Annotated in this window: 17 protein-coding genes; 11 read left to right on the top strand and 6 right to left on the bottom strand. The window is 70.3% G+C overall.

The window, feature by feature from the left end; all coding sequences use genetic code 11:
• Nucleotides 1-2: 2 nt before the first annotated feature.
• A complete protein-coding gene (dapA, locus tag OG504_RS39745; RefSeq protein WP_405994116.1) occupies nt 3-908 on the bottom strand; it encodes a 4-hydroxy-tetrahydrodipicolinate synthase in 906 nt (301 codons plus the stop codon).
• 104 nt (nt 909-1,012) lie between these two features.
• Between dapA and OG504_RS39750 the strand changes: the two genes are divergently transcribed.
• The 4 genes from OG504_RS39750 (at nt 1,013) to OG504_RS39765 (ending at nt 3,317) form a co-directional block, all read left to right on the top strand.
• Nucleotides 1,013-1,474 (top strand): lipoyl protein ligase domain-containing protein, encoded by a 462-nt coding sequence (locus OG504_RS39750; protein WP_405994117.1) that lies wholly within the window; start codon nt 1,013-1,015, stop codon nt 1,472-1,474.
• A 225-nt stretch (nt 1,475-1,699) separates the two neighbouring features.
• Nucleotides 1,700-1,837 (top strand): hypothetical protein, encoded by a 138-nt coding sequence (locus tag OG504_RS39755; RefSeq protein WP_405994118.1) that lies wholly within the window; start codon nt 1,700-1,702, stop codon nt 1,835-1,837.
• Nucleotides 1,834-2,511 carry a hypothetical protein gene (locus tag OG504_RS39760; protein WP_405994119.1) on the top strand — a complete coding sequence of 226 codons (678 nt, stop codon included), beginning with the start codon at nt 1,834-1,836 and terminating at the stop codon, nt 2,509-2,511. Before OG504_RS39755 ends, OG504_RS39760 begins: the two co-directional genes overlap by 4 nt.
• An 80-nt stretch (nt 2,512-2,591) precedes the next feature.
• Complete coding sequence (locus OG504_RS39765; protein WP_405994120.1) at nt 2,592-3,317, top strand: antibiotic biosynthesis monooxygenase; 726 nt, start codon at nt 2,592-2,594, stop codon at nt 3,315-3,317.
• Here the strand turns inward: OG504_RS39765 and OG504_RS39770 are convergent, their stop codons facing one another.
• Entirely contained in the window at nt 3,318-3,692 is a 375-nt protein-coding gene (locus OG504_RS39770) for a hypothetical protein (protein WP_405994121.1), read from the bottom strand.
• A gap of 146 nt (nt 3,693-3,838) precedes the next feature.
• Here OG504_RS39770 and OG504_RS39775 point away from each other — a divergent pair, with 146 nt between their 5' ends.
• Both OG504_RS39775 and OG504_RS39780 read left to right on the top strand, forming a co-directional pair.
• The gene (locus tag OG504_RS39775; RefSeq protein WP_405994122.1) at nt 3,839-4,456 is read left to right on the top strand and encodes an ArsR/SmtB family transcription factor; all 618 of its coding nucleotides are present in this window, start codon (nt 3,839-3,841) and stop codon (nt 4,454-4,456) included.
• 25 nt (nt 4,457-4,481) lie between these two features.
• Nucleotides 4,482-5,207: an SRPBCC domain-containing protein gene (locus OG504_RS39780; protein ID WP_405994123.1), complete on the top strand. Its 726-nt coding sequence runs from the start codon at nt 4,482-4,484 to the stop codon at nt 5,205-5,207.
• Nucleotides 5,208-5,271: 64 nt separating this feature from the next.
• On the opposite strand, the gene OG504_RS39785 is transcribed toward OG504_RS39780, so the two are convergent.
• Nucleotides 5,272-7,095: an endonuclease/exonuclease/phosphatase family protein gene (locus OG504_RS39785; RefSeq protein ID WP_405994124.1), complete on the bottom strand. Its 1,824-nt coding sequence runs from the start codon at nt 7,093-7,095 to the stop codon at nt 5,272-5,274.
• Between the two features lie 313 nt (nt 7,096-7,408).
• Between OG504_RS39785 and OG504_RS39790 the strand changes: the two genes are divergently transcribed.
• A complete protein-coding gene (locus OG504_RS39790) occupies nt 7,409-8,845 on the top strand; it encodes a hypothetical protein (protein ID WP_405994125.1) in 1,437 nt (478 codons plus the stop codon).
• A 57-nt stretch (nt 8,846-8,902) separates the two neighbouring features.
• On the opposite strand, the gene OG504_RS39795 is transcribed toward OG504_RS39790, so the two are convergent.
• Both OG504_RS39795 and OG504_RS39800 read right to left on the bottom strand, forming a co-directional pair.
• Complete coding sequence (locus OG504_RS39795; RefSeq protein ID WP_405838809.1) at nt 8,903-9,349, bottom strand: hypothetical protein; 447 nt, start codon at nt 9,347-9,349, stop codon at nt 8,903-8,905.
• A gap of 57 nt (nt 9,350-9,406) precedes the next feature.
• Nucleotides 9,407-10,570, bottom strand: a complete 1,164-nt coding sequence (locus OG504_RS39800) for a hypothetical protein (RefSeq protein ID WP_405994126.1) — start codon at nt 10,568-10,570, stop codon at nt 9,407-9,409.
• Between the two features lie 434 nt (nt 10,571-11,004).
• Between OG504_RS39800 and OG504_RS39805 the strand changes: the two genes are divergently transcribed.
• From OG504_RS39805 to OG504_RS39820, 4 genes are all read left to right on the top strand, one after another.
• On the top strand, nt 11,005-12,459 hold the full coding sequence (locus tag OG504_RS39805) for an alkaline phosphatase PhoX (protein ID WP_405994127.1): 1,455 nt from the start codon (nt 11,005-11,007) through the stop codon (nt 12,457-12,459).
• Nucleotides 12,460-12,949: 490 nt separating this feature from the next.
• Nucleotides 12,950-14,533: a TROVE domain-containing protein gene (locus OG504_RS39810; protein WP_405994128.1), complete on the top strand. Its 1,584-nt coding sequence runs from the start codon at nt 12,950-12,952 to the stop codon at nt 14,531-14,533.
• Between the two features lie 49 nt (nt 14,534-14,582).
• On the top strand, nt 14,583-15,230 hold the full coding sequence (locus tag OG504_RS39815) for a GntR family transcriptional regulator (protein ID WP_405994129.1): 648 nt from the start codon (nt 14,583-14,585) through the stop codon (nt 15,228-15,230).
• Between the two features lie 38 nt (nt 15,231-15,268).
• Entirely contained in the window at nt 15,269-16,285 is a 1,017-nt protein-coding gene (locus OG504_RS39820) for a 1-aminocyclopropane-1-carboxylate deaminase (protein WP_405994130.1), read from the top strand.
• Here OG504_RS39820 and OG504_RS39825 read toward each other — a convergent pair.
• On the bottom strand, nt 16,282-17,742 hold the full coding sequence (locus tag OG504_RS39825) for an MFS transporter (RefSeq protein ID WP_405994131.1): 1,461 nt from the start codon (nt 17,740-17,742) through the stop codon (nt 16,282-16,284). The two genes, OG504_RS39820 and OG504_RS39825, sit on opposite strands and share 4 nt — an antisense overlap.
• Nucleotides 17,743-17,776 lie beyond the last annotated feature (34 nt).

Here is a 17,776-nt window from a genome sequence, read left to right on the forward strand (position 1 = left end):
GATCAGTCGGCGATGAACTCCTCGTACGCCGCCAGCAGCCCGTCGACCGCATCCCGGCCGGCGGGCCGCAGCGGAGCCCGGACCGAACCCCCGGGCAGGCCCAGCGAGTTGAGCAGCGCCTTGACCGTCACGGTGCCGGGAAGTCCCGCCGCCATCATCAACTCGACGAGCGGCGTGGCACGTTGTTGGAGGCGGGCGGACACGGGGGTGTCGCCCGCCTCGAACGCGTCCAGGATCGCCCGGAGTCGGGCCGGGACGACGTTCGCGACGGTACTCACATACCCCGCCCCGCCCACCGCGTACAGCGCGAGGATGTGTTCGTCGCAGCCCGCGTAATACGCCAACTCCGTTCTGCCCAGCACCTTTTGGGCGCCGAGGAAGTCGTAGGAACAGTCCTTGACCGCCACGATCCGGGGGTGCTCGGCGAGCCGGATCATGGTCTCCGGTTCGATACGGGTGCCGGTGCGCCCCGGGATGTCGTAGAGGACGAGAGGGAGCCCCGAGGCATCGGCGACCTCACGGAAGTGCGCCTCCAGGGCGTCCTGCGGGGGCCTGCTGTAGTACGGCGAGACCACCAACGCCCCGTCCGCGCCGGCCACTTCGGCCTGCCGGGCGAGTTCGATCGTGTGCCGGGTGTCGAAGGTGCCCACGCCCGAGACGAGAGGCACATGGTCCCCGACGGCCTCGCGGACGGCCGTGACGAGCGCCGCCTTCTCCGCGTCCGTAGTGGTCGGCGACTCACCGGTCGTCCCGGACAGCACGAGCCCGTCACAGCCCTCCGACACCAGCCGCTCGGCGAGGAGTTGGGCACCGGGGAGGTCGAGTTCCCCGGCCTCGGTGAAGGGGGTGATCATCGCGCACAGGGCGCGGCCGAAGGGCGGAGGGGCGGAGCGGGCTACGGTCGTCATGGGAGTAGTCTCGGCAGAGTAATAGTGAAGCACCACTTAATTCTTCTACCGGATATTGATAAGGAATGCTGCGGAATGGGCGGCATGGCAAGAGGGGCGGAGCCATGGGGGACATCGAGCGGATCGACCTCGGTGAGGTGCCGTACGAGGAGGCCGTCGAGCGGATGACCGGCTGGGTCGGGCAGCGCCGCGCCGGCGAGATCCCTGACCGCCTCGCCCTGCTGACCCACCCGCCCGTCATCACCTGCAGCGCCCGCACCCCGCCCGCCGAACTCCCCGCCGACTCCCCGATCCCCCTGACCCCGGTCGACCGCGGCGGCCAGGCCGCCTACCACGGCCCCGGCCGGCTGATCGGCTACCTGGTCCTCAACCTCCGCGAGCGCGGCCCCGGCGACACCGTGTGCCACCCTCGGTTTCGAGACGCTACGACGGGACGCCTCGCCAGGCGTCCAGTCGCCGGTCGGCGTCTGGACACCGGCCGGCGCGAAGCTCGCCTCGATCGGGATGCGTATCCCGGGTGGTGTCACCAGTCACGGCTTCGCCCTCAACATCACGTCGGACCTTGAGGAGTTCACCCGTTTCACGGCCTGCGGCCTGCCCGGCGTGACGGGTGGGGGCGATACCGGAGGTGCACTGCCCCAGGGAGCAACTCGCCTTCTGGGCAACCGACGGCACTCCCCACCCAGCTGTGGCCACAAGGCCCTATGTCCAATTGGCCCCCTCATGGGTCACCATGGCCAGGAAGGTCACCGACGTGGGAAGTTGATCCACCCCTGGTCACGGGAGGCGTCATGAAGCTCGGCAAGGCACTGGCCACCGGAGTCGCCGAAGAGCGGCCGCAGATCCACGAGGAAGAGCTCGAACTCCCCGAGAGCGCGGCGGAGTTGACGGAGGAGAAGGCGTCCGAAGAGGTCCCGGCCGCCCGATGAGACTGCGGCTCCCCGAGGAACGTCCGACGGAGCCGCCGACCGGATTCAAGATCGCCCACCCGGTGCTGTCCCAGGACGGCACCCGGGCCGGGTTCACCGGTGTGTCGCTGGGCGGCGCGCTGCCGTACGGAGTCGTGGCCGACGCGTCCTGCGTCTACGGCCGCCGGCACCGTTCGCCCGCGCGGCTCTGCGACTGCGGCTTCCACTGTGTGCACGAACGGGCAGCGGCGGAAGCCCTGTTGTGCACCGCCGAGCACCGCGCGGCGGTCCTCCTCGACATCACCGTGCTCGGCACCTACATCCGCTTCGAACTCGGCTTCCGCTACGCCCGCCAGCGCGTCCGCACCGCCACCGTCGGCCCCTGCGCCTGCGGCGCGCGAGCCGTCGCCCTCGCCGACGCCGGTTGGGGCAGGCCCGGTTGGCGCGCCCTGGCCGCCGCGTGCGCGGGCTGCGTCCGCAGTCGTACGTCCGTCTCGCTCGCCGAGTTCGCCCGGCTGGCCGGGGAGGGGCTACGGGTGGTGGCGGGCGGTGACCCGGTGGAGACCGTCGACCCCGGACTCCCCGAAGGGCTCGGCGTGCCCGAACTCGTAGCGGAGGCAGCCCTGTTGCAGGCCCGCCTCGACTGGTTCCAGAGCCGGTTGGCGCGGCTGGAAGGGGGTGGGGCGCAGCAGTAGGGAGCGGGTCTTGACCTCAAGTTTGGTCGAGGTTGAAGGCTGGTCGGTACACACACCCGCACCGATCATCGGAGGCCCGCATGACCGCCACCCGCCGGACCGACTCCCACCCCGACGGCGCCGACCCCCGCGTCGGCGCCCCCTTCTTCAGCACCTGGCGCGTGGGAACGCCGTTGCGCCAACGGCTGTCCGTCGAGGCGATCGCCGGTGCCTGGGAGCGCCGCCCCTGGCCCGCCGACGACCTCCTCGGCTACCACGTGTACACCGGCCACGACGCCTCCACCCTGCTCCACTACTCGCAGTGGACGAGCGAGCCGGCTTACGAGACCTTCGTCAAGACCCACCGCCAGGAGCGCGTCGACGAGATCGACACCGCCGTACCGGGCATCGAGCGCCTCGGCCTCGGCCGCTACCGCCACTACCGCAGCAGCGCGGGCCCGGCGGACCAGGACGGACGCGTCTCCAGGCGCATCCCCGGATGCATCGTGATCGTAGACATCGAGTTCGAGGGCCCCGACCCCGACCGCCAACACGCTTGGGTGGACGCCGTGTTCGAGGCCCTGGAGAACGAACCCGCGCCACACCCCGGCGGCATCTCCGCCCACTTCCACCTCTCCACCGACGGCACCCGCGTCCTCAACTACGCCGAGTGGGACAGCGCCCGGTCCCACATCGAGGCCCTCGCGGCCCCCGGCGACGGCATCGGCTCCGCCACCGCGCTGTGGCAACGCGTCCAGACCTGGCCGGGGTTGAAGAGCACGACGGTCAGCCGCTACGACCACGCCCTCGGGCTCGTCGCCGACTGATCACGGGGCTTCGGCGCGGTACCGGTGGTACTCGGCCTCGGCGCTCGCGTCCAGGAACGTCGCCTGCTGCCACCGGGCCAGGTCGTAACCGTCGCTGCCGCGCCAGATGTCAACGATGCCGCAGAGCTGGTTCCAGTACTCCCTGATCATGCCGAGTCGCCGCTTCTCCTTGGCGATCCGCTCGCTCTCGGTCGGCGCCGGGGCGGGAGCGAGCGGTCGGGCCGAGGGGTCGGCGAGGCGCACTATCTTGGGGCCGCGGATCTCTGATTCGATCCCCAGCACCAGGGCGGACACCGCCTCGACGAGAGCCGCTGCCGTGCGGTGCTCCTCTGTGCCGCTGTCGTGAGCCCGCCGAAGCGATTCGAGACGCGGCACCAGAAAGTCGTAGATCGCCCGGGCGTCCTCGGCCCCGCGGAGCGGGACCCGTCAAGAACGGCGCCCCCCGACAGCTTGTCCCGGCACCCCCCACCGACAATCTCACCACCCTGGACAAAAAAAGTGTTCGGTGAGACGGTGGACGCATGCTGGACGTCACCGTGATCGAGGACCCCGAGGCCGCAGCCGTCTCGCTGGACCCCATAAGGGCCCGGCTGCTCGCCGAGCTGGCGGGTGGGCCCGCGTCGGCCACCATGCTGGCCGGCAAGGTCGGACTGCCCCGGCAGAAGGTGAACTACCACCTCAAGGCGCTGGAGCGGCACGGCCTGGTCGAGCTGGACGGCGAGCGGCGCAAGGGCAATGTCACCGAGCGGCTGATGCGGGCGACCGCCGCGTCGTACGTCATCTCGCCGCTCGCGCTCGCCGCCGTGCAGCCGGACCCGGACCGGTTCCGCGACCAGCTCTCCGCGCGCTGGCTGCTGGCGCTCGGCGCCCGCCTCGTGCGGGACGTCGGTTCGCTGATCACCGGCGCGACCAAGGCGCACAAGCGGCTGGCGACCTACGCGCTGGACGGCGAGGTGCGCTTCGCGTCCGCCGCCGACCGGGCCGCGTTCATCCAGGAACTGACCGCCGGGGTGAGCGCCCTCATCCGCAAGTACGACGCGGGTGACGCGGAGGAGGGCCGCGACCACCGGATCGTCCTCGCCGTCCATCCCACGCTCAAGACACCGCCCACCCCAGAACTGGACCAAGAGAACCAGTAGGACCAGTAGTACTCAGGAGCCAGCCATGTCCAAGGAATTCGAGATCGTCTACGAGTTTGAGGTCGACGCCACGCCGGGGGAGGTGTGGGACGCCATCACGTCCGGTACGGGCGGATGGCTGTGGCCGATGGAGTTCGACGGGGAGAAGCGGGTCGGGCCCTTCGGGTCCACGCTCACGAACTTCGATCCGCCGCACCGGCTCACCGCCCGCACCGAGGACGTCGGTTTCCCGATCCAGAGTCTCAACCAGATCGACGAGACCATCGAACCCCGCGACGAGGGCCGGCGCGCCTGGGTGCGGTACGTGCACAGCGGGATCTTCACCGACGACTGGGACAACCAGTACGACGGGGCCAGCAAGCACAACGCGTTCTACCTGCACACCCTGCGGGAGTACGTCACCCACTTCGCCGGTCGGCCGGTCGCCTTCGCGACACTCAACGGGCCCGACGCCTCAACTGCCCCGGACGCGCTGGAAGTTGCGGCCCGCGCGCTCGGCCTCGCGGACGACACCGCCGAGGGGGCACGGGTGCAGGCGCGCGGGCCCGAGGGCCAACTCCTGGACGCCGTAGTCGACTTCCGGAGCCCGTACTTCATCGGCCTGCGCACGGACGGTGCCCTCATCCGCTTCTTCGGGCGCAACCACTGGGGTGCCCCGGTCGGCGTCAGCGTCCACGACTTCGCCGCGGGCGCCGACGCCGAGACGAACGAACTCGCCTGGCAGAACTGGCTGGACGGGGTCTTCGCCTGACCTGGTGCAAGTAGGCGAGACCCCGTCCACCCCCCCCGTGAGCCCCCCGTGGGCCCCGCGGGTGCTACGGCTGGAAGCGCAGCACCTGCGGGTCGTGGTCGCTGATCTGGTCGTTGAACTCCGAGTTGATGTGGACGCTGTCGTACTCGAAGCAGTCCTTGCGGATCGACGGGCTGATCAGGATCTGGTCCAGGACCTGCTCGTTGCCCTGGTAGTCGTACGTGTAACGCTCGTTCTTCGGCAGGGACTTGATCGCCGAGTACAGCTCGCCCTTGCCCTCGAGGATCTTCGCGGTGTCGGAGAACTCGAAGTCGTTCATGTCGCCGAGCGTGATGACGTTCGCGTCCTTCTGCGCGGCGAGGATCTCGTTGACGAAGGCGTTGACCGCCGTCGCCTGCGCGTGGCGCTGGGTCTCCGAGCTGCGGGTGACCGGCTGGTACTGCGCGGTCAGGGGCTGGTCGCCGCCCTTGGAGATCAGGTGGTTGGCGATCACGAAGACCGTCTTGCCCTTGAAGACGAACTCGCCCGCGAGCGGCTTGCGGCTCGCGCTCCAGGCCGCGTTGGCCGGGTCGATCCGGCCCGGGGACGCGGTCAGCTGCGCCTTGCCGTGCACCTTGGTGACACCGACGGCGGTCGTCGAGTCGCCGCCCGCGCGGTCGGTGAAGGAGACCCGCTCCGGGTTGAACAGGAACACCTGGCGGATGTTGCCGCCGGGCTCGCCGCCGTCCTGGTCGTTGACCGGGTTGATCGAGCGCCAGTCGTACTTCGGGCCGCCCGCCGCGACGATCGCGTCGATCAGCTTGTTCACCGTGACGCTCGCGTCGACCGTGCCGTCGTCCGTCGCACCGTTGTTGTCCTGGATCTCCTCCAGGGACACGATGTCGGGGGACTGCAGGTTGTTCACGATCGCGGCGGCGTGCGCGGCGAAGGTGCCGTCCGACGGGTCGAGGTTCTCGACGTTGTACGTCGCCACCGCGAGCTGGCTCTTCGACTGCTTCTTCGTCGTCTCGCGCTTGAGGCCGGCGCTCTTCACGGTGCCGATCTCGTTCGCGACGAGGGTGTAGCCGCCGTACGCGTTGAAGTCCATCGGGCCGGCCGTGGTGCCGGTCAGCTTGTCGCCGACGTTGACGACCGGGAAGTCCGCCGTCGCGCCCAGGGACTGGATCTGGAGGCGCCCGCCGTTCTGCGAGTCGTAGGAGCCGTAGATCGTGCCGCCGCGCTGGGTGGCGTTCTCGTGCGGCTTCACCGTGACCCACAGCTCCGCGTAGGGGTCGGTCGCGGTGACCACGCGGGCGTTCGAGACCTGGACGTTCATGCCCTCGAGGGACTCGTAGTAGTCCAGGGCGTACTTCTTGGGCTGCAGCGTCAGCGCGTTGACCGAGTTGCTCGCGGCGGTGTCGCCGGCCGGCGAGTACTTGCTCGGCACGGACCGGTCGCTGATCACCGTGGCGGCCGGTACGGCGTTGCCGCTGGAGACGACGGTGACCGTCGGCTTGGTGATCTCGGTCAGCGACTGGTTGCCCGTGGAGGCACCGCCCGGCACGTACTCGGAGACCGTGCCGGAGACGGTGACCGAGTCGCCGACGGCGACCTTCGGCGTGGAGCTGGTGAAGACGAAGACGCCCTCGCTCGTGGCCGGGTTGTCGTCCGGGGTCGCGTCCTGGAACCAGAACCCCTTGGACGAGCCGTACGTACGGACGCCCGTGACGATGCCCGGTACGTCCGCGACCTTCTGGCCGGCGTACGGGGACACCCGGGTCGTGCCCTGGATGTCATGGATGCGCACGCCGTCGGCGTGTGCGGGCGAGGTGAGAACGATCGTGGACGCCATGGAGCAGACGGCGGCGACGGTCAGCGCGGCAAGGCGCGCGGAGGACTTGCTCGGCAACGGGATCCCTCCGGGGACATGCATGAGTGCCGGGACGAGGGTGATTGGAACACGTACTGCGGCGGTGGGAGCCGCGACCGGTGGGGCGGTAGCGACGCGCGTAGAAGATACCCGGATCAGGTGTCCATGACATTTCTACGCGCGTCAATCTCATTGCGGGGCCGCCCAGTTGTCAAGGTTTCAGCCATGTACTCCTCGTGGCCGGAACATGAACCGGGCGGCATGGGGCGAAATCCGTCTAGGCTGAGCGGCTGAGTCGTGTGTCGTGTACGGCCGTCGTACGGCCTTCGAGGCGCCCTAGGAGAACCCACCGATGTCAGACAGCTCCCCCTTGCCGCCGGTGCGGCTGCACTCCGAAGCGGAGCTGGCGCGCGACGCGCTGTCCACCCCCCTGCTCGCCCGGGCCGCCCGGCTCGCCCGCTGGGCGGGACCCGACACCCGGATCGACGCCGGTGGCAGCCTTGTCGACGAGCAGCTGCCCGCCGCGGCCGAGCTCCTCGGCCTCACCGGCGACGACGCCGCGGCCGACGCGAGCGAGGCCTGGCGGGTCGCCGTGGACACCGGGCTCGTCGAGGTCGTCGACGAGGAGGAGGGCACCGTGACGGCCGGCGAGGAGCTGGCGCTGCTGACCTCCGGCTCGCCCGGCGACGTGCTCGCGGTGTGGCTCGGCGCCCTCGACACCCTCCTCGCGGACGCGAGCGTGCCCGATCTGGACGGTCTTGTCGACGCCATGGACGACGGCGGCGAGGTCGATTTCTCGTCACTCGACTGGGACCCCGAGGCGGAGGCCGAGTTCCTCGACGGCGTCCTCGGCAACCTCTACCTCCTCACCGTCAACGAGGACGGCCCCGGCGACGGCCCCGTCCCGCTGCCCGCGCTCGCCGCGTCGATGATCGTCCCCAGCGACATGGGCGAGCCCACCAACGACGTCCTGGAGCAGGTCTCGGACGCGATGATGCGCCTCGACGACCAGTTCCGGCTCCTCGAACCGGTCGGCATCGTCGAGTACCAGCCCGTCGACGAGGCCCTGATGGCCGACCCCGACGAGCCGGCGGACGGACCCGCCGCGGCCGTCGACGAGACCGACGTCACCCGCTACGGCATGGTCCGCCTCACCCCCCTCGGCCTCTACGGCCTCCGTGCCCGCCTCCTCGAAGCCGGCTTCGCCGCCCCCGCCGTAGGAGATCTCGCCGACAAGGGCGCGGACGCGCTGCTGGACGGGACGTCCGGGTTCCCGCAGCGGGCGGCGCAGGCCGAGATCGAGCAGTGGCTGGCCGGTCGTGAACCCCTCGACGCGGCACGGGAGTTGCTCGCCGCGGCCCGTGGCGGGGACGCCGGCGCGCCCCTGCGCCGGCTGCTCTGCCAGCAGGCGCTCTCCCTCGTCGGCGGCGAGGCCGAGCCCGCGGTGCGTGCGGTGCTCGACGACCCCGAACTGGGCGGCCTCGCCCGGGTCTGGCTGAGCGAACGCGGTGCGAGCGACGTCCCCGCGCCCTCCGAGGACCTGGTGTTCTGGCTGACCGTCGACACGGTCGCCGCGCAGCTCGCCGCCGAGGGCAACTCCGAGGAGCTGCAGGCCCTGGTCGAGGGCCTGGCCCAGCAGCACAACGGATTCTTCGCGGCGGCCTGGCGGGTCGACCACCCGGCGACCGCCGACGTCCTGGAGGCGATGGGACGGCTGCACCCGGACAAGCGGATCGCGAAGGAAGCCAGGAAGGCGGCCTTCAAGGCGCGTTCCCAGCAAGGGGGTTGAGACATGACGGAGGGGTGTGGGGAGGCCGGCCTCCCCACACCCCTCCGGTTCACCGCCTCAGCAGTGGTAGCTCGTCGTGTGCTTGAACGACGAGGAGTCCCCGTCGAAGCCGTACGTACCCCGGTAGGCCGGCGGGTTCTGGAACTCGCCGACGAGGGTCATCGCGTGGGCATGTGCGCCCTGGCCGGTGCGCTTCGCGTCGAGACGGATCGTCTCGCCCATGAAGCCGCCCGTGATGTCCCAGGGGGCGCCGCTGATGCCGGAGGTGATCCGGCCGCCGGTCACGACGTGCGGGTAGGTGTCGGGGTTGTACTCCACCTCGATGGCGAAGGTCATCGCCCCGTTGTGCAGGTCCAGCTTGGCGGACGCCGAAACGGCCTCGGCGGTCATGTCCTGCTGGGAGGCGAACGCCTCGTCACGTGTCTTGACTTCCGCGCCCTGGGGATTGTGGAAACGGTGCTCGGAGCCGGTATGGCTCTTCTGCCGCTTGGCCTGCGTGGTCATGCTGATTCCCTCTTCCGATACGGGAGTTGAGCGACCGTTACGGGTGTTGAGTGACCGTCAGGCCAGCTGCTCGGCGATCTCCACCCGCAGCAGTGCGCGGACGTTCTCGATGTGGTTGGCCACGGTGACGACCGAGGAGCCCGCGAAGAGCAGACCGGTCGCGACGTTGTCGAGGGAGGTCACCAGCGAACCGGAGTCGCCGCCCGCCGAGATGCACGTCGTCAGCACCTGGTCCATGAACCGGGCCGTGCCCGCCGTGCCGTAGCCGACATCGATCGTGACGTCGGTCGCGATGATCCGGCCGAAGCTGATGTTCGTCGTCCGGCCGGTCTTCTTCACCAGGTCGCCGACCGAGACGTTGGACTTGCGCCGCCAGGCGCGCGGCGCACCGCTGAAGTGCTGCTCACGGGTGGCGTCCTGGAAGTCCACGGCGCCGAGCGCGCAGTCCACCACGTTGTTGTGGCGCTCCACCGGGATCTGCGGCGCGAACTGGATCGGGATGAACCGGTCCAGGGTCGCGAGACGGTCGTCCGGGTCCGTGCCGCCGTCGTACGCGCCGGGCTGCAGGATCGAACTCCCGGGCTGGGCGCGGTTGCAGTCGGCCAGCACGTGGTTGTTGGAGAGGACGTAGAACCTCGCCGGTGTGCCGAGGCCGGGACCCGGCGGGTCCACGGAGGCGCCCGGCAGGAAGTCGTACACCACGCTGCCCAACGTGCCTGCGGTCACTCGTACGTTGCCGATCGAGACGCCCGAACGGGCCGGGCGCATACGGCGCTTGAGCTGCTGCGGCTCGAACTGGCCGAGCCCGCCGAGCTCTTCCAGCAACGGCTGCGCGAGGCCGGCGAGTTGCTCGGCCGTGCTGCCGTCGCTCCGGTAGGAGGTACCGCGGTCCTCGGAGCGGCCTGCGGTCCTGCGTTGCTGCTGCTGACGCTGCGCGGCGACATGGCCGACCGCGACGACGTCGGTGGGGGTGCCGTCGTCCATCGTGCGCGGGATGACATCCCGCTCGGGGAGCTGGGACTCCGGAACCTTCTGGGTCACGAACACCAGCACGGCTGCCTCGCCGGTGGCCTGTCCGTCGATCCACTTCACGCCGTGGCCGAAGCCGACGACGTTGGTCAGCGGCGACTGCGGCCGCAGGAAGTCTGAATTCGCTTGCCGGCGGGAGCTGTCACTCAGCTGGCCACCGGTCGGTCCTCGCATCATCTCGGGCTGGCTCACGCCAGACCACCTCATCGGGTTACGGCTCTCGGTCCCTTATGGCTGCTGCGATCGCGCCTTCTCGAAAGGGCCGTTCAAGGGGCACTTCCCGCTCACACGGGCCGGATTCGTGAACCGGCCTTCCGCGGTGTGCTCTTCAGGTCTATGGCCGGAGGGCGGGCGGAGTCAAGGCAATCTGAAATGAATCACGAATTTCGTCCCGATCCATACTTTCCATCCTGATCATGCCTTTTGACCTTGCTTTCGCAATGCGCCCGCTCAATTCTTCCGAAGCGCGGGACTTTTGGGTCCCGTGGGTCGGTGCATACGGATTCATGGAAGAGAGGCAGGCGATGTCGCCCCGCGTTCAACTCCCGTTCAGACATGGGCGGAAGCGTGGCGCCGACCGAGGTCCGCCACCCTCCACGGCACACCCACCGTCACAGGAGACACGCATGTCGCTCACCCGCAGGGATTTCACCGCCAAGTCCGCGATGACCGGTGCCGGGGTCGCGCTGGCGGGCAGCGGCGGCGCACTCGCGACCGCGCCCAACGCCCTCGCTTCCACCGACACCCACGACGGGGAGTCGGCGGCCGATCACGGACACGGACACGGGCACACCGGCGTCGGCTACGGCACGCTGATCCCCGACCCGGACGGCATCCTCGCCCTGCCCGCCGGCTTCAAGTACCGCGTCATCACCTACAGCGGCAAAACCAAGCTGGAATCGGGCGAGTTCACCCCCTCCAACCACGACGGCACGTCCACCTTCGACGGCCCGCGCGGCGCCACCCTCCTCGTCAACAACCACGAGCTGGCCGGCCCCCGCGCCCAGTGGCCCCACCCCGTCCCGCTCACCGAGGGCCTCGTCTACGACCCCGCCGCGGCCGGTGGCTGCACGGTCGTCGAGGTCCGCCGCGACCACGTCGCCGAGTGGGTCGGCATCGCCGGCACCGCCACCAACTGCGCGGGCGGCAACACCCCTTGGGACACCTGGCTCACCTGCGAGGAGACCGAGGACAAGGCCGGCACCAACGGCTTCACCAAGGACCACGGCTACGTCTTCGAGGTCGACCCCGGCGACCGCCGCGCCAACCGAAGCCCCAAGCCGATCAAGGCACTTGGCCGCTACGCCCACGAGGCCGTGGTGGTCGACCCCAAGCGCGGCCACCTGTACTTGACGGAGGACGCGTCGGGCCCGAACGGCCTCCTCTACCGCTGGACCCCGCCGCAGCACTTCCACCACGGCCGCGGCAAGCTCCGCACCCTCGCCGACGACGCGGGCGTCCTCCAGGCCTTCAAGTGCTTCGACTCCGGCGGCAAGTTCATCGACGACCTCTCCCGCGCCACGAAGATCGGCACGGTGTACGGCGTCGACTGGGTCGACGTCCCCGACCGCGACGCGAAGACGGTGTCGGTCCGCAAGCAGTTCGCCACCGGTGAGGTCACCCGCGCCCGCAAGCTGGAGGGCATGTGGTGGGGCGACGGCGGCACGTACATCGTCTCCTCGTACGCCCGCACGGAGAGCCCCGTCCAGCACGACGGCGCCGTCTGGTTCTACGACCCCAAGCGCCGCACCCTCACCCTCAAGGTCCTCATCGGCGTCAACCCCGACCCGTCCGTGGACGGCGCGTTCGACGGCCCCGACAACATCACCGTCTCTCCCTACGGCGGCCTCGTCATCGCCGAGGACGGCGAGGGCGTCCAGCACCTGTTCGGCGCGACCGACAGTGGCCGCACGTACCCGATCGCCCGCAACGAACTCAACATCGGCACCGAAGAGAAGCCGGAGTTCAGCGAGTTCACCGGCGTGACGTTCTCGCCCGACGGCAAGACCCTGTACGCGAACATCCAGACGCCGGGCATCATGCTCGCCATCACGGGCCCCTGGAAGCGCCAGAAGAAGTAATTAATTCGTTCGCCCGACTCGCGGCCGCCTCCTAGAGTGAAGAACGTCCAGGTGCGAAGGCAGGACCTACTTCCACTGATAATGGGGCGGCCGCGGGTTCGAGTCCCGCCACCGGTACAACGCGCCGGTGTAGCTCAGGGGTTAGAGCACCTACGTCGGTTCCGCCGGCCTTGAACTCTGGACAACACAACTTCATGCACCTCCCGGTGCGCGGGCTGCGGCTACTTCTTCCAAAGAATCCCATGCCGCCGCCGATTTGATCTCGGGAGGCTCGGCATTTGGTGGGTGCCCGGTGCGCAGGCAGCGGATACTTCGGGAACTGGTGGGGGTGAATCCCTCATGCGGGTTCGAATCCCGTCATCGACTCAGGTCGATGTGGCGGAACGGAAGACGCGCCAGTTTATAAGCACCGCAGTCGACTTCGACCTCGGGCACTCTCCCTTTGCCGCTCCTCCCTCCGGAACACCAATGAATTCGGGGGGAATTCACCATGGCGCGATTCAACACCAAGGCGGCGAAGGCCCAGCCCACTTCGCGGGTCACCTCCACGGGCCGAGTGCTCCGTACCTACCAGGGCGGCCGGGGCAGCGAGCGCGACGCGCGCTCCGAGCTTTTTCTGCTCGCCGTCGCCAACTTCGTCTCCCAGCAGACCTTTTACGAGTCCGGTGCCGACCGCGACGACCGCTTCGCGACCCTCGTGCGCGAGCTCGCCGTCACCGACCCGGCCTGGACGGCCGGCCTCCTCGGCTGGCTGCGCGGCGAGGGCAACCTCCGTACGGCCGCCGTCGTCGGCGCCGCCGAGTACGTGAAGGCCCGCCTCGACGCCGGCGCCGCCGACGGCCCCTCGAACCGGCAGGTCGTCGACTCCGTGCTGCGGCGCCCGGACGAGCCCGGCGAGCTGCTCGCGTACTGGACCGCGCGCTACGGCCGCGCGATCCCGAAGCCGGTCAAGCGCGGTGTCGCCGACGCCGTACGCCGTCTCTACGGCGGCAAGTCGCTGCTGAAGTACGACACCGCGTCCAAGGGGTACCGCTTCGGCGACATCCTCAACCTCGTGCACGCGGCGCCGGACCCGGACAAGGCGTGGCAGGGCGAGCTGTTCCAGTACGCGCTGGACCGCCGGCACCACCCGGACACCGCCGTACCGCCCGCGTCGAACCAAGTCCTCACCGCGCACCGCGAGTTGATGGCGCTGCCGGTCGCCAAGCGGCGCGCGGTCGTCACGGCGGCCGACGGTGCCGAGCGGCTCGCGGCGGCAGGGATGACGTGGGAGGCACTGGCCGGCTGGCTGCAGGGCCCGATGGACAAGGCGGCCTGGGAGGCGGTCATCCCGTCCATGGGCTCGATGGCGCTGGTCCGGAACCTCCGCAACTTCGACGAGGCCGGGGTCTCCGACGAGGTCGCGGCCCGGGTCGCGGCGAAGATCAGCGACCCGGCGGAGGTCGCGCGCTCGCGGCAGTTCCCCTTTCGGTACCTCGCCGCGTACCAGCACGCGCCCTCGCTGCGCTGGTCGTACCCGCTGGAGCGGGCGCTCGGTCACTCGCTGGCCAACGTGCCCGCGCTGCCGGGCCGCACGCTGGTGCTCGTGGACCGCTCGGGTTCGATGTTCCACTCCCGGCTGTCCGACCGCTCGGAGCTCAACCGGGCCGACGCGGCGGCGATCTTCGGCACGGCGCTCGCGCTGCGGGCGGCGGACGCGGACCTCGTCGAGTTCGGTACGACGAGCAAGCGCCTGGACCTCGGCGCCGGCGAGTCGGTGCTCAAGGTCCTGGACCGCTTCGGCGACCTGGGCGGCACGGACACCACCTCCGCGGTCCGCTCGCACTACCGGGGGCAGGACCGGGTGCTGATCATCACCGACGAGCAGTACGAGTACAGCCGGCACGGCGACCCGACCGAGCAGGTACCGGCCGGGGTGCCGGTCTACACCTGGAACCTCGCCGGGTACCGGGCGGGCCACGGCCCGTCCGGCACGGCGAACCGGCACACCTTCGGCGGCCTCTCGGACGCGGCCTTCCGGATGGTGCCGCTGCTGGAGTCGGCCCGGGACGCGGACTGGCCCTGGGCCGCCTGAGCCACCAGGAGGCATTGACATCTAACATTTCAGTTCTAGCATTACGGCCATGGAAGCCCTACGGCCCGTCCGCCGCACCCTGCTCAGGGACCGCGCCTACGAAGCGATCCGTGACGCCATCGTCGCCGGGGAGATCGAACCCGGCGCGGTGGTGCGCGATGCCGAGCTGGCCGAGCGGCTCGGGCTGTCGCGGGCGCCCGTGCGGGAGGCGTTCTCACGGCTCGTGGACGACGGGCTCCTGGAGAGCAAGCCGCAGAGCTACACCCGGGTGACCCCGGTCGTCGCCGCCGACGTACGGGACGCGGCGGCCGTCGTCGGTGCCCTGCACGAGTTGGTGACGCGGATCGCCGTACCGCTCTTGCAGGGCACGGACGTTGACGTCATGCGCGCGGCCAACGACCGGTTCGCCGCCGCCGTGCGCGCCGGTGACGTGGACGCCGCGCTGCGCGCCGACGACGAACTCCACGACGTCCTCGTCCGCGTCAGCGGCAACCGCGCCGCCGCGGCAACCGTCGCCCGCTACACCCCCCTCATCCGCCGGCTGGAGCGACGACGCTTCGGCGAGGGCGGCAACTGCCGTTCGGCGGGCCTGCACGAGCGCCTCATCGAGGCATGTGCCGAGGGCGACGTGGACGACGCGGTCCACGTGACGGCGGAGATCTGGCGGGGCCTCGAAGGCCTGGCCGACGTCGACTGACCCGCGCCCCGACCGACCAGCGACCCGGGAGAACCCCCATGTCCCTTTCCTCGTACGACCGTTACCCCCTCCTCTTCGGCCCCTCGCCCGTCCACCCGCTGGAGCGCCTCACCGCCCACCTCGGCGGCGCCGCCCTGTGGGCCAAGCGCGAGGACTGCAACTCCGGTGTGGCCTACGGCGGCAACAAGACCCGCAAGTTGGAGTACCTCGTCGCCGACGCCCTCGCGAAGGGCTGCGACACCCTCGTCTCGATCGGCGGCGTGCAGTCCAACCACACCCGCCAGGTCGCGGCCTGCGCCGCCCGCGCCGGGCTCAAGTGCGTGCTGATCCAGGAGAGTTGGGTGGAGTGGCCCGACTCCGTCTACGACAAGGTCGGCAACATCCTGATCAGCCGCCTCGCCGGAGCGGACGTGCGCCTGGTGAAGGCCGGGTTCGGCATCGGCTTCAAGGAGAGCTGGGAGCAGGCGCTGCGGGAGGTCGAGGAGGGCGGCGGCAAGCCGTACGCCATCCCGGCCGGCGCCTCCGACCACCCGCTCGGCGGCCTCGGCTTCGCCAACTGGGCCCACGAAGTCGCTGAGCAGGAGCGGGAGTTGGGCGTCTTCTTCGACACCGTGGTGGTGTGCTCGGTGACCGGCTCCACGCAGGCGGGCATGGTCGCCGGGTTCCGCGCGATCGAGGAGGCGGGCGGCCGTGAGCGCCGGGTGCTCGGCATCGACGCGTCGGCGAAGCCCGCCGAGACCCGCGAGCAGGTGGCCCGTATCGCCCAGGGCACCGCCCAACTGATCGGCGTCAAGCGCGAGTTGACCCTCGACGACGTCGAACTGGACGACCGCTACCACGCCGGCATCTACGGCATCCCGGACGAGACCACCCTGGAGGCGATGCGCCTCGCCGCCCGCACCGAGGGGATGGTCACCGACCCCGTGTACGAGGGCAAGTCCATGGCCGGGATGATCGACCTGGTCGCCCGTGGTGAGATCGCCGCCGACTCCACCGTGCTCTACGCCCACCTCGGCGGCCAGCCCGCGCTGAACGCGTACAGCGCGCTGTTCTAGACGGCCTTCTCGGTCCTCCCGGCCCCTTCGGCCTTCCTGCCGGTGATCACGAACGCCGACACCAGCAGTGCGGTCAGGGCGATCAGCGCGGCGACGCCGAACGCCCGGGCCGAGCCGTGGACGAGGATCTCGGACGGTGACCCGGTCGTATGCCGGGTCGCCGTACCGAAGACCGTGACCAGGATGGACAGGCCGAGGGTGCCGCCGAGCCACTGGAGGGTCTGGAGGAGGCCGGACGCGGCGCCCGCCTCGCGGGGCTGGACGCCCGCGAGGATCGTCGCGTTGAGGGGCATGAAGCTGAGGCCGACACCCACGCCCAGCAGGAGCAGCGGGCCCAGCAGCCCGGTCAAGTAGCCGTCGTCCGCGCGGAGTTGCGACAGCCATCCTGCCGATACGACGAGCAGGGCCATGCCGGTGAGCAGGACCGGCTTGGTGCCGAAGCGGGCCAGTAGCCGGGGCACGAGACGCACGACCGTGAACATCGCCAGCGTCATCGGCAGGAAGGCGAAGCCCGCGCGCAACGGGCTGTAGTCCAGGACCCGTTGACTGATCAGGGTGAGGAAGTAGAACGCGCCGAACATGCCCGCCGGCAGCAGCAGGACGCCCGCATAGCCGCCCGCGCGGTTGCGGCTCGCGAACAGGCGCAGCGGCATGATGGGCTGGGCGGCGCGGGACTCGACCAGGGTGAAGCCCGCCAGCAGGGCCGCCGCGGAACTGAACCCCAACTGCGCCTGCATATCGCCCCATCCGTCCGACGAGACCCGGATGAACGCGTACACCAACGAGGTCATCCCGGCGGTGCCGGTGAGCGCGCCCGCCGCGTCGAACCGGCCCGCGTGGCGCGCGGGTTCGGCGACGAAGCGGGGGAGGGCGAGGGCGACCGCGATGCCGATCGGCACGTTGATCAGCAGGGCCCAGCGCCACGATGCCCAGGAGGTCAGCATGCCGCCGATGACCAGGCCTATCGAGGCACCGATGCCGGCCATGGAGGAGTAGATGCCGAGCGCGTGGTGACGGCGCGGGCCCTCCGGGAAGTTGGTGGTGATCAGGGCGAGCGTGTTGGGCGCGATGAGCGCGGCGCCCACGCCCTGCAGCGCGCGGGCCGCCAGCAGCCAGGCGCTGTCGGTGGCGAGTCCGCCGAGCAGGGAGGACGTGGCGAAGAGCAGGACACCGATCGTGAGCGTACGGCGGCGGCCGGCGATGTCTCCGACCCGGCCGCCCAGCAGAAGCAGCCCGCCGAAGGCGAGCGTGTAGGCGTTGAGGACCCAGGACAGCCCGGTGGGGCTGAAGGCGAGGTCCTTCTGGATGTCCGGCAGCGCGACGTTGACGACAGTGGAGTCGACGCCGACCATCAGATAGGCGGTGACGACGGTGAAGAGGACGGTGCCGAGCCTGGCGGGTCGGGGCGGTGCGGAGAGAGGATCGGCGGTGGTGGACGGTGCGGACGGGGTGGACATGGAGTTCTCCCGGTCTGGCGTCCCCGTGTGAAAG

This window comes from Streptomyces sp. NBC_00986 (assembly GCF_045162565.1).
Taxonomy (GTDB): Bacteria; Actinomycetota; Actinomycetes; order Streptomycetales; family Streptomycetaceae; genus Streptomyces.

Excerpts from the sequence above, each read along its gene's own strand:
- OG504_RS39750 (WP_405994117.1), top strand. The coding sequence starts at position 1,013 with ATGGGGGACATCGAGCGGATCGACCTCGGTGAGGTGCCGTACGAGGAG.
- OG504_RS39775 (WP_405994122.1), top strand. The coding sequence starts at position 3,839 with ATGCTGGACGTCACCGTGATCGAGGACCCCGAGGCCGCAGCCGTCTCG.
- OG504_RS39820 (WP_405994130.1), top strand. The coding sequence starts at position 15,269 with ATGTCCCTTTCCTCGTACGACCGTTACCCCCTCCTCTTCGGCCCCTCG.
- dapA (WP_405994116.1), bottom strand. The coding sequence starts at position 908 with ATGACGACCGTAGCCCGCTCCGCCCCTCCGCCCTTCGGCCGCGCCCTG.
- OG504_RS39755 (WP_405994118.1), top strand. The coding sequence starts at position 1,700 with ATGAAGCTCGGCAAGGCACTGGCCACCGGAGTCGCCGAAGAGCGGCCG.
- OG504_RS39810 (WP_405994128.1), top strand. The coding sequence starts at position 12,950 with ATGGCGCGATTCAACACCAAGGCGGCGAAGGCCCAGCCCACTTCGCGG.
- OG504_RS39780 (WP_405994123.1), top strand. The coding sequence starts at position 4,482 with ATGTCCAAGGAATTCGAGATCGTCTACGAGTTTGAGGTCGACGCCACG.
- OG504_RS39805 (WP_405994127.1), top strand. The coding sequence starts at position 11,005 with ATGTCGCTCACCCGCAGGGATTTCACCGCCAAGTCCGCGATGACCGGT.
- OG504_RS39815 (WP_405994129.1), top strand. The coding sequence starts at position 14,583 with ATGGAAGCCCTACGGCCCGTCCGCCGCACCCTGCTCAGGGACCGCGCC.
- OG504_RS39760 (WP_405994119.1), top strand. The coding sequence starts at position 1,834 with ATGAGACTGCGGCTCCCCGAGGAACGTCCGACGGAGCCGCCGACCGGA.
- OG504_RS39795 (WP_405838809.1), bottom strand. The coding sequence starts at position 9,349 with ATGACCACGCAGGCCAAGCGGCAGAAGAGCCATACCGGCTCCGAGCAC.
- OG504_RS39790 (WP_405994125.1), top strand. The coding sequence starts at position 7,409 with ATGTCAGACAGCTCCCCCTTGCCGCCGGTGCGGCTGCACTCCGAAGCG.
- OG504_RS39765 (WP_405994120.1), top strand. The coding sequence starts at position 2,592 with ATGACCGCCACCCGCCGGACCGACTCCCACCCCGACGGCGCCGACCCC.
- OG504_RS39825 (WP_405994131.1), bottom strand. The coding sequence starts at position 17,742 with ATGTCCACCCCGTCCGCACCGTCCACCACCGCCGATCCTCTCTCCGCA.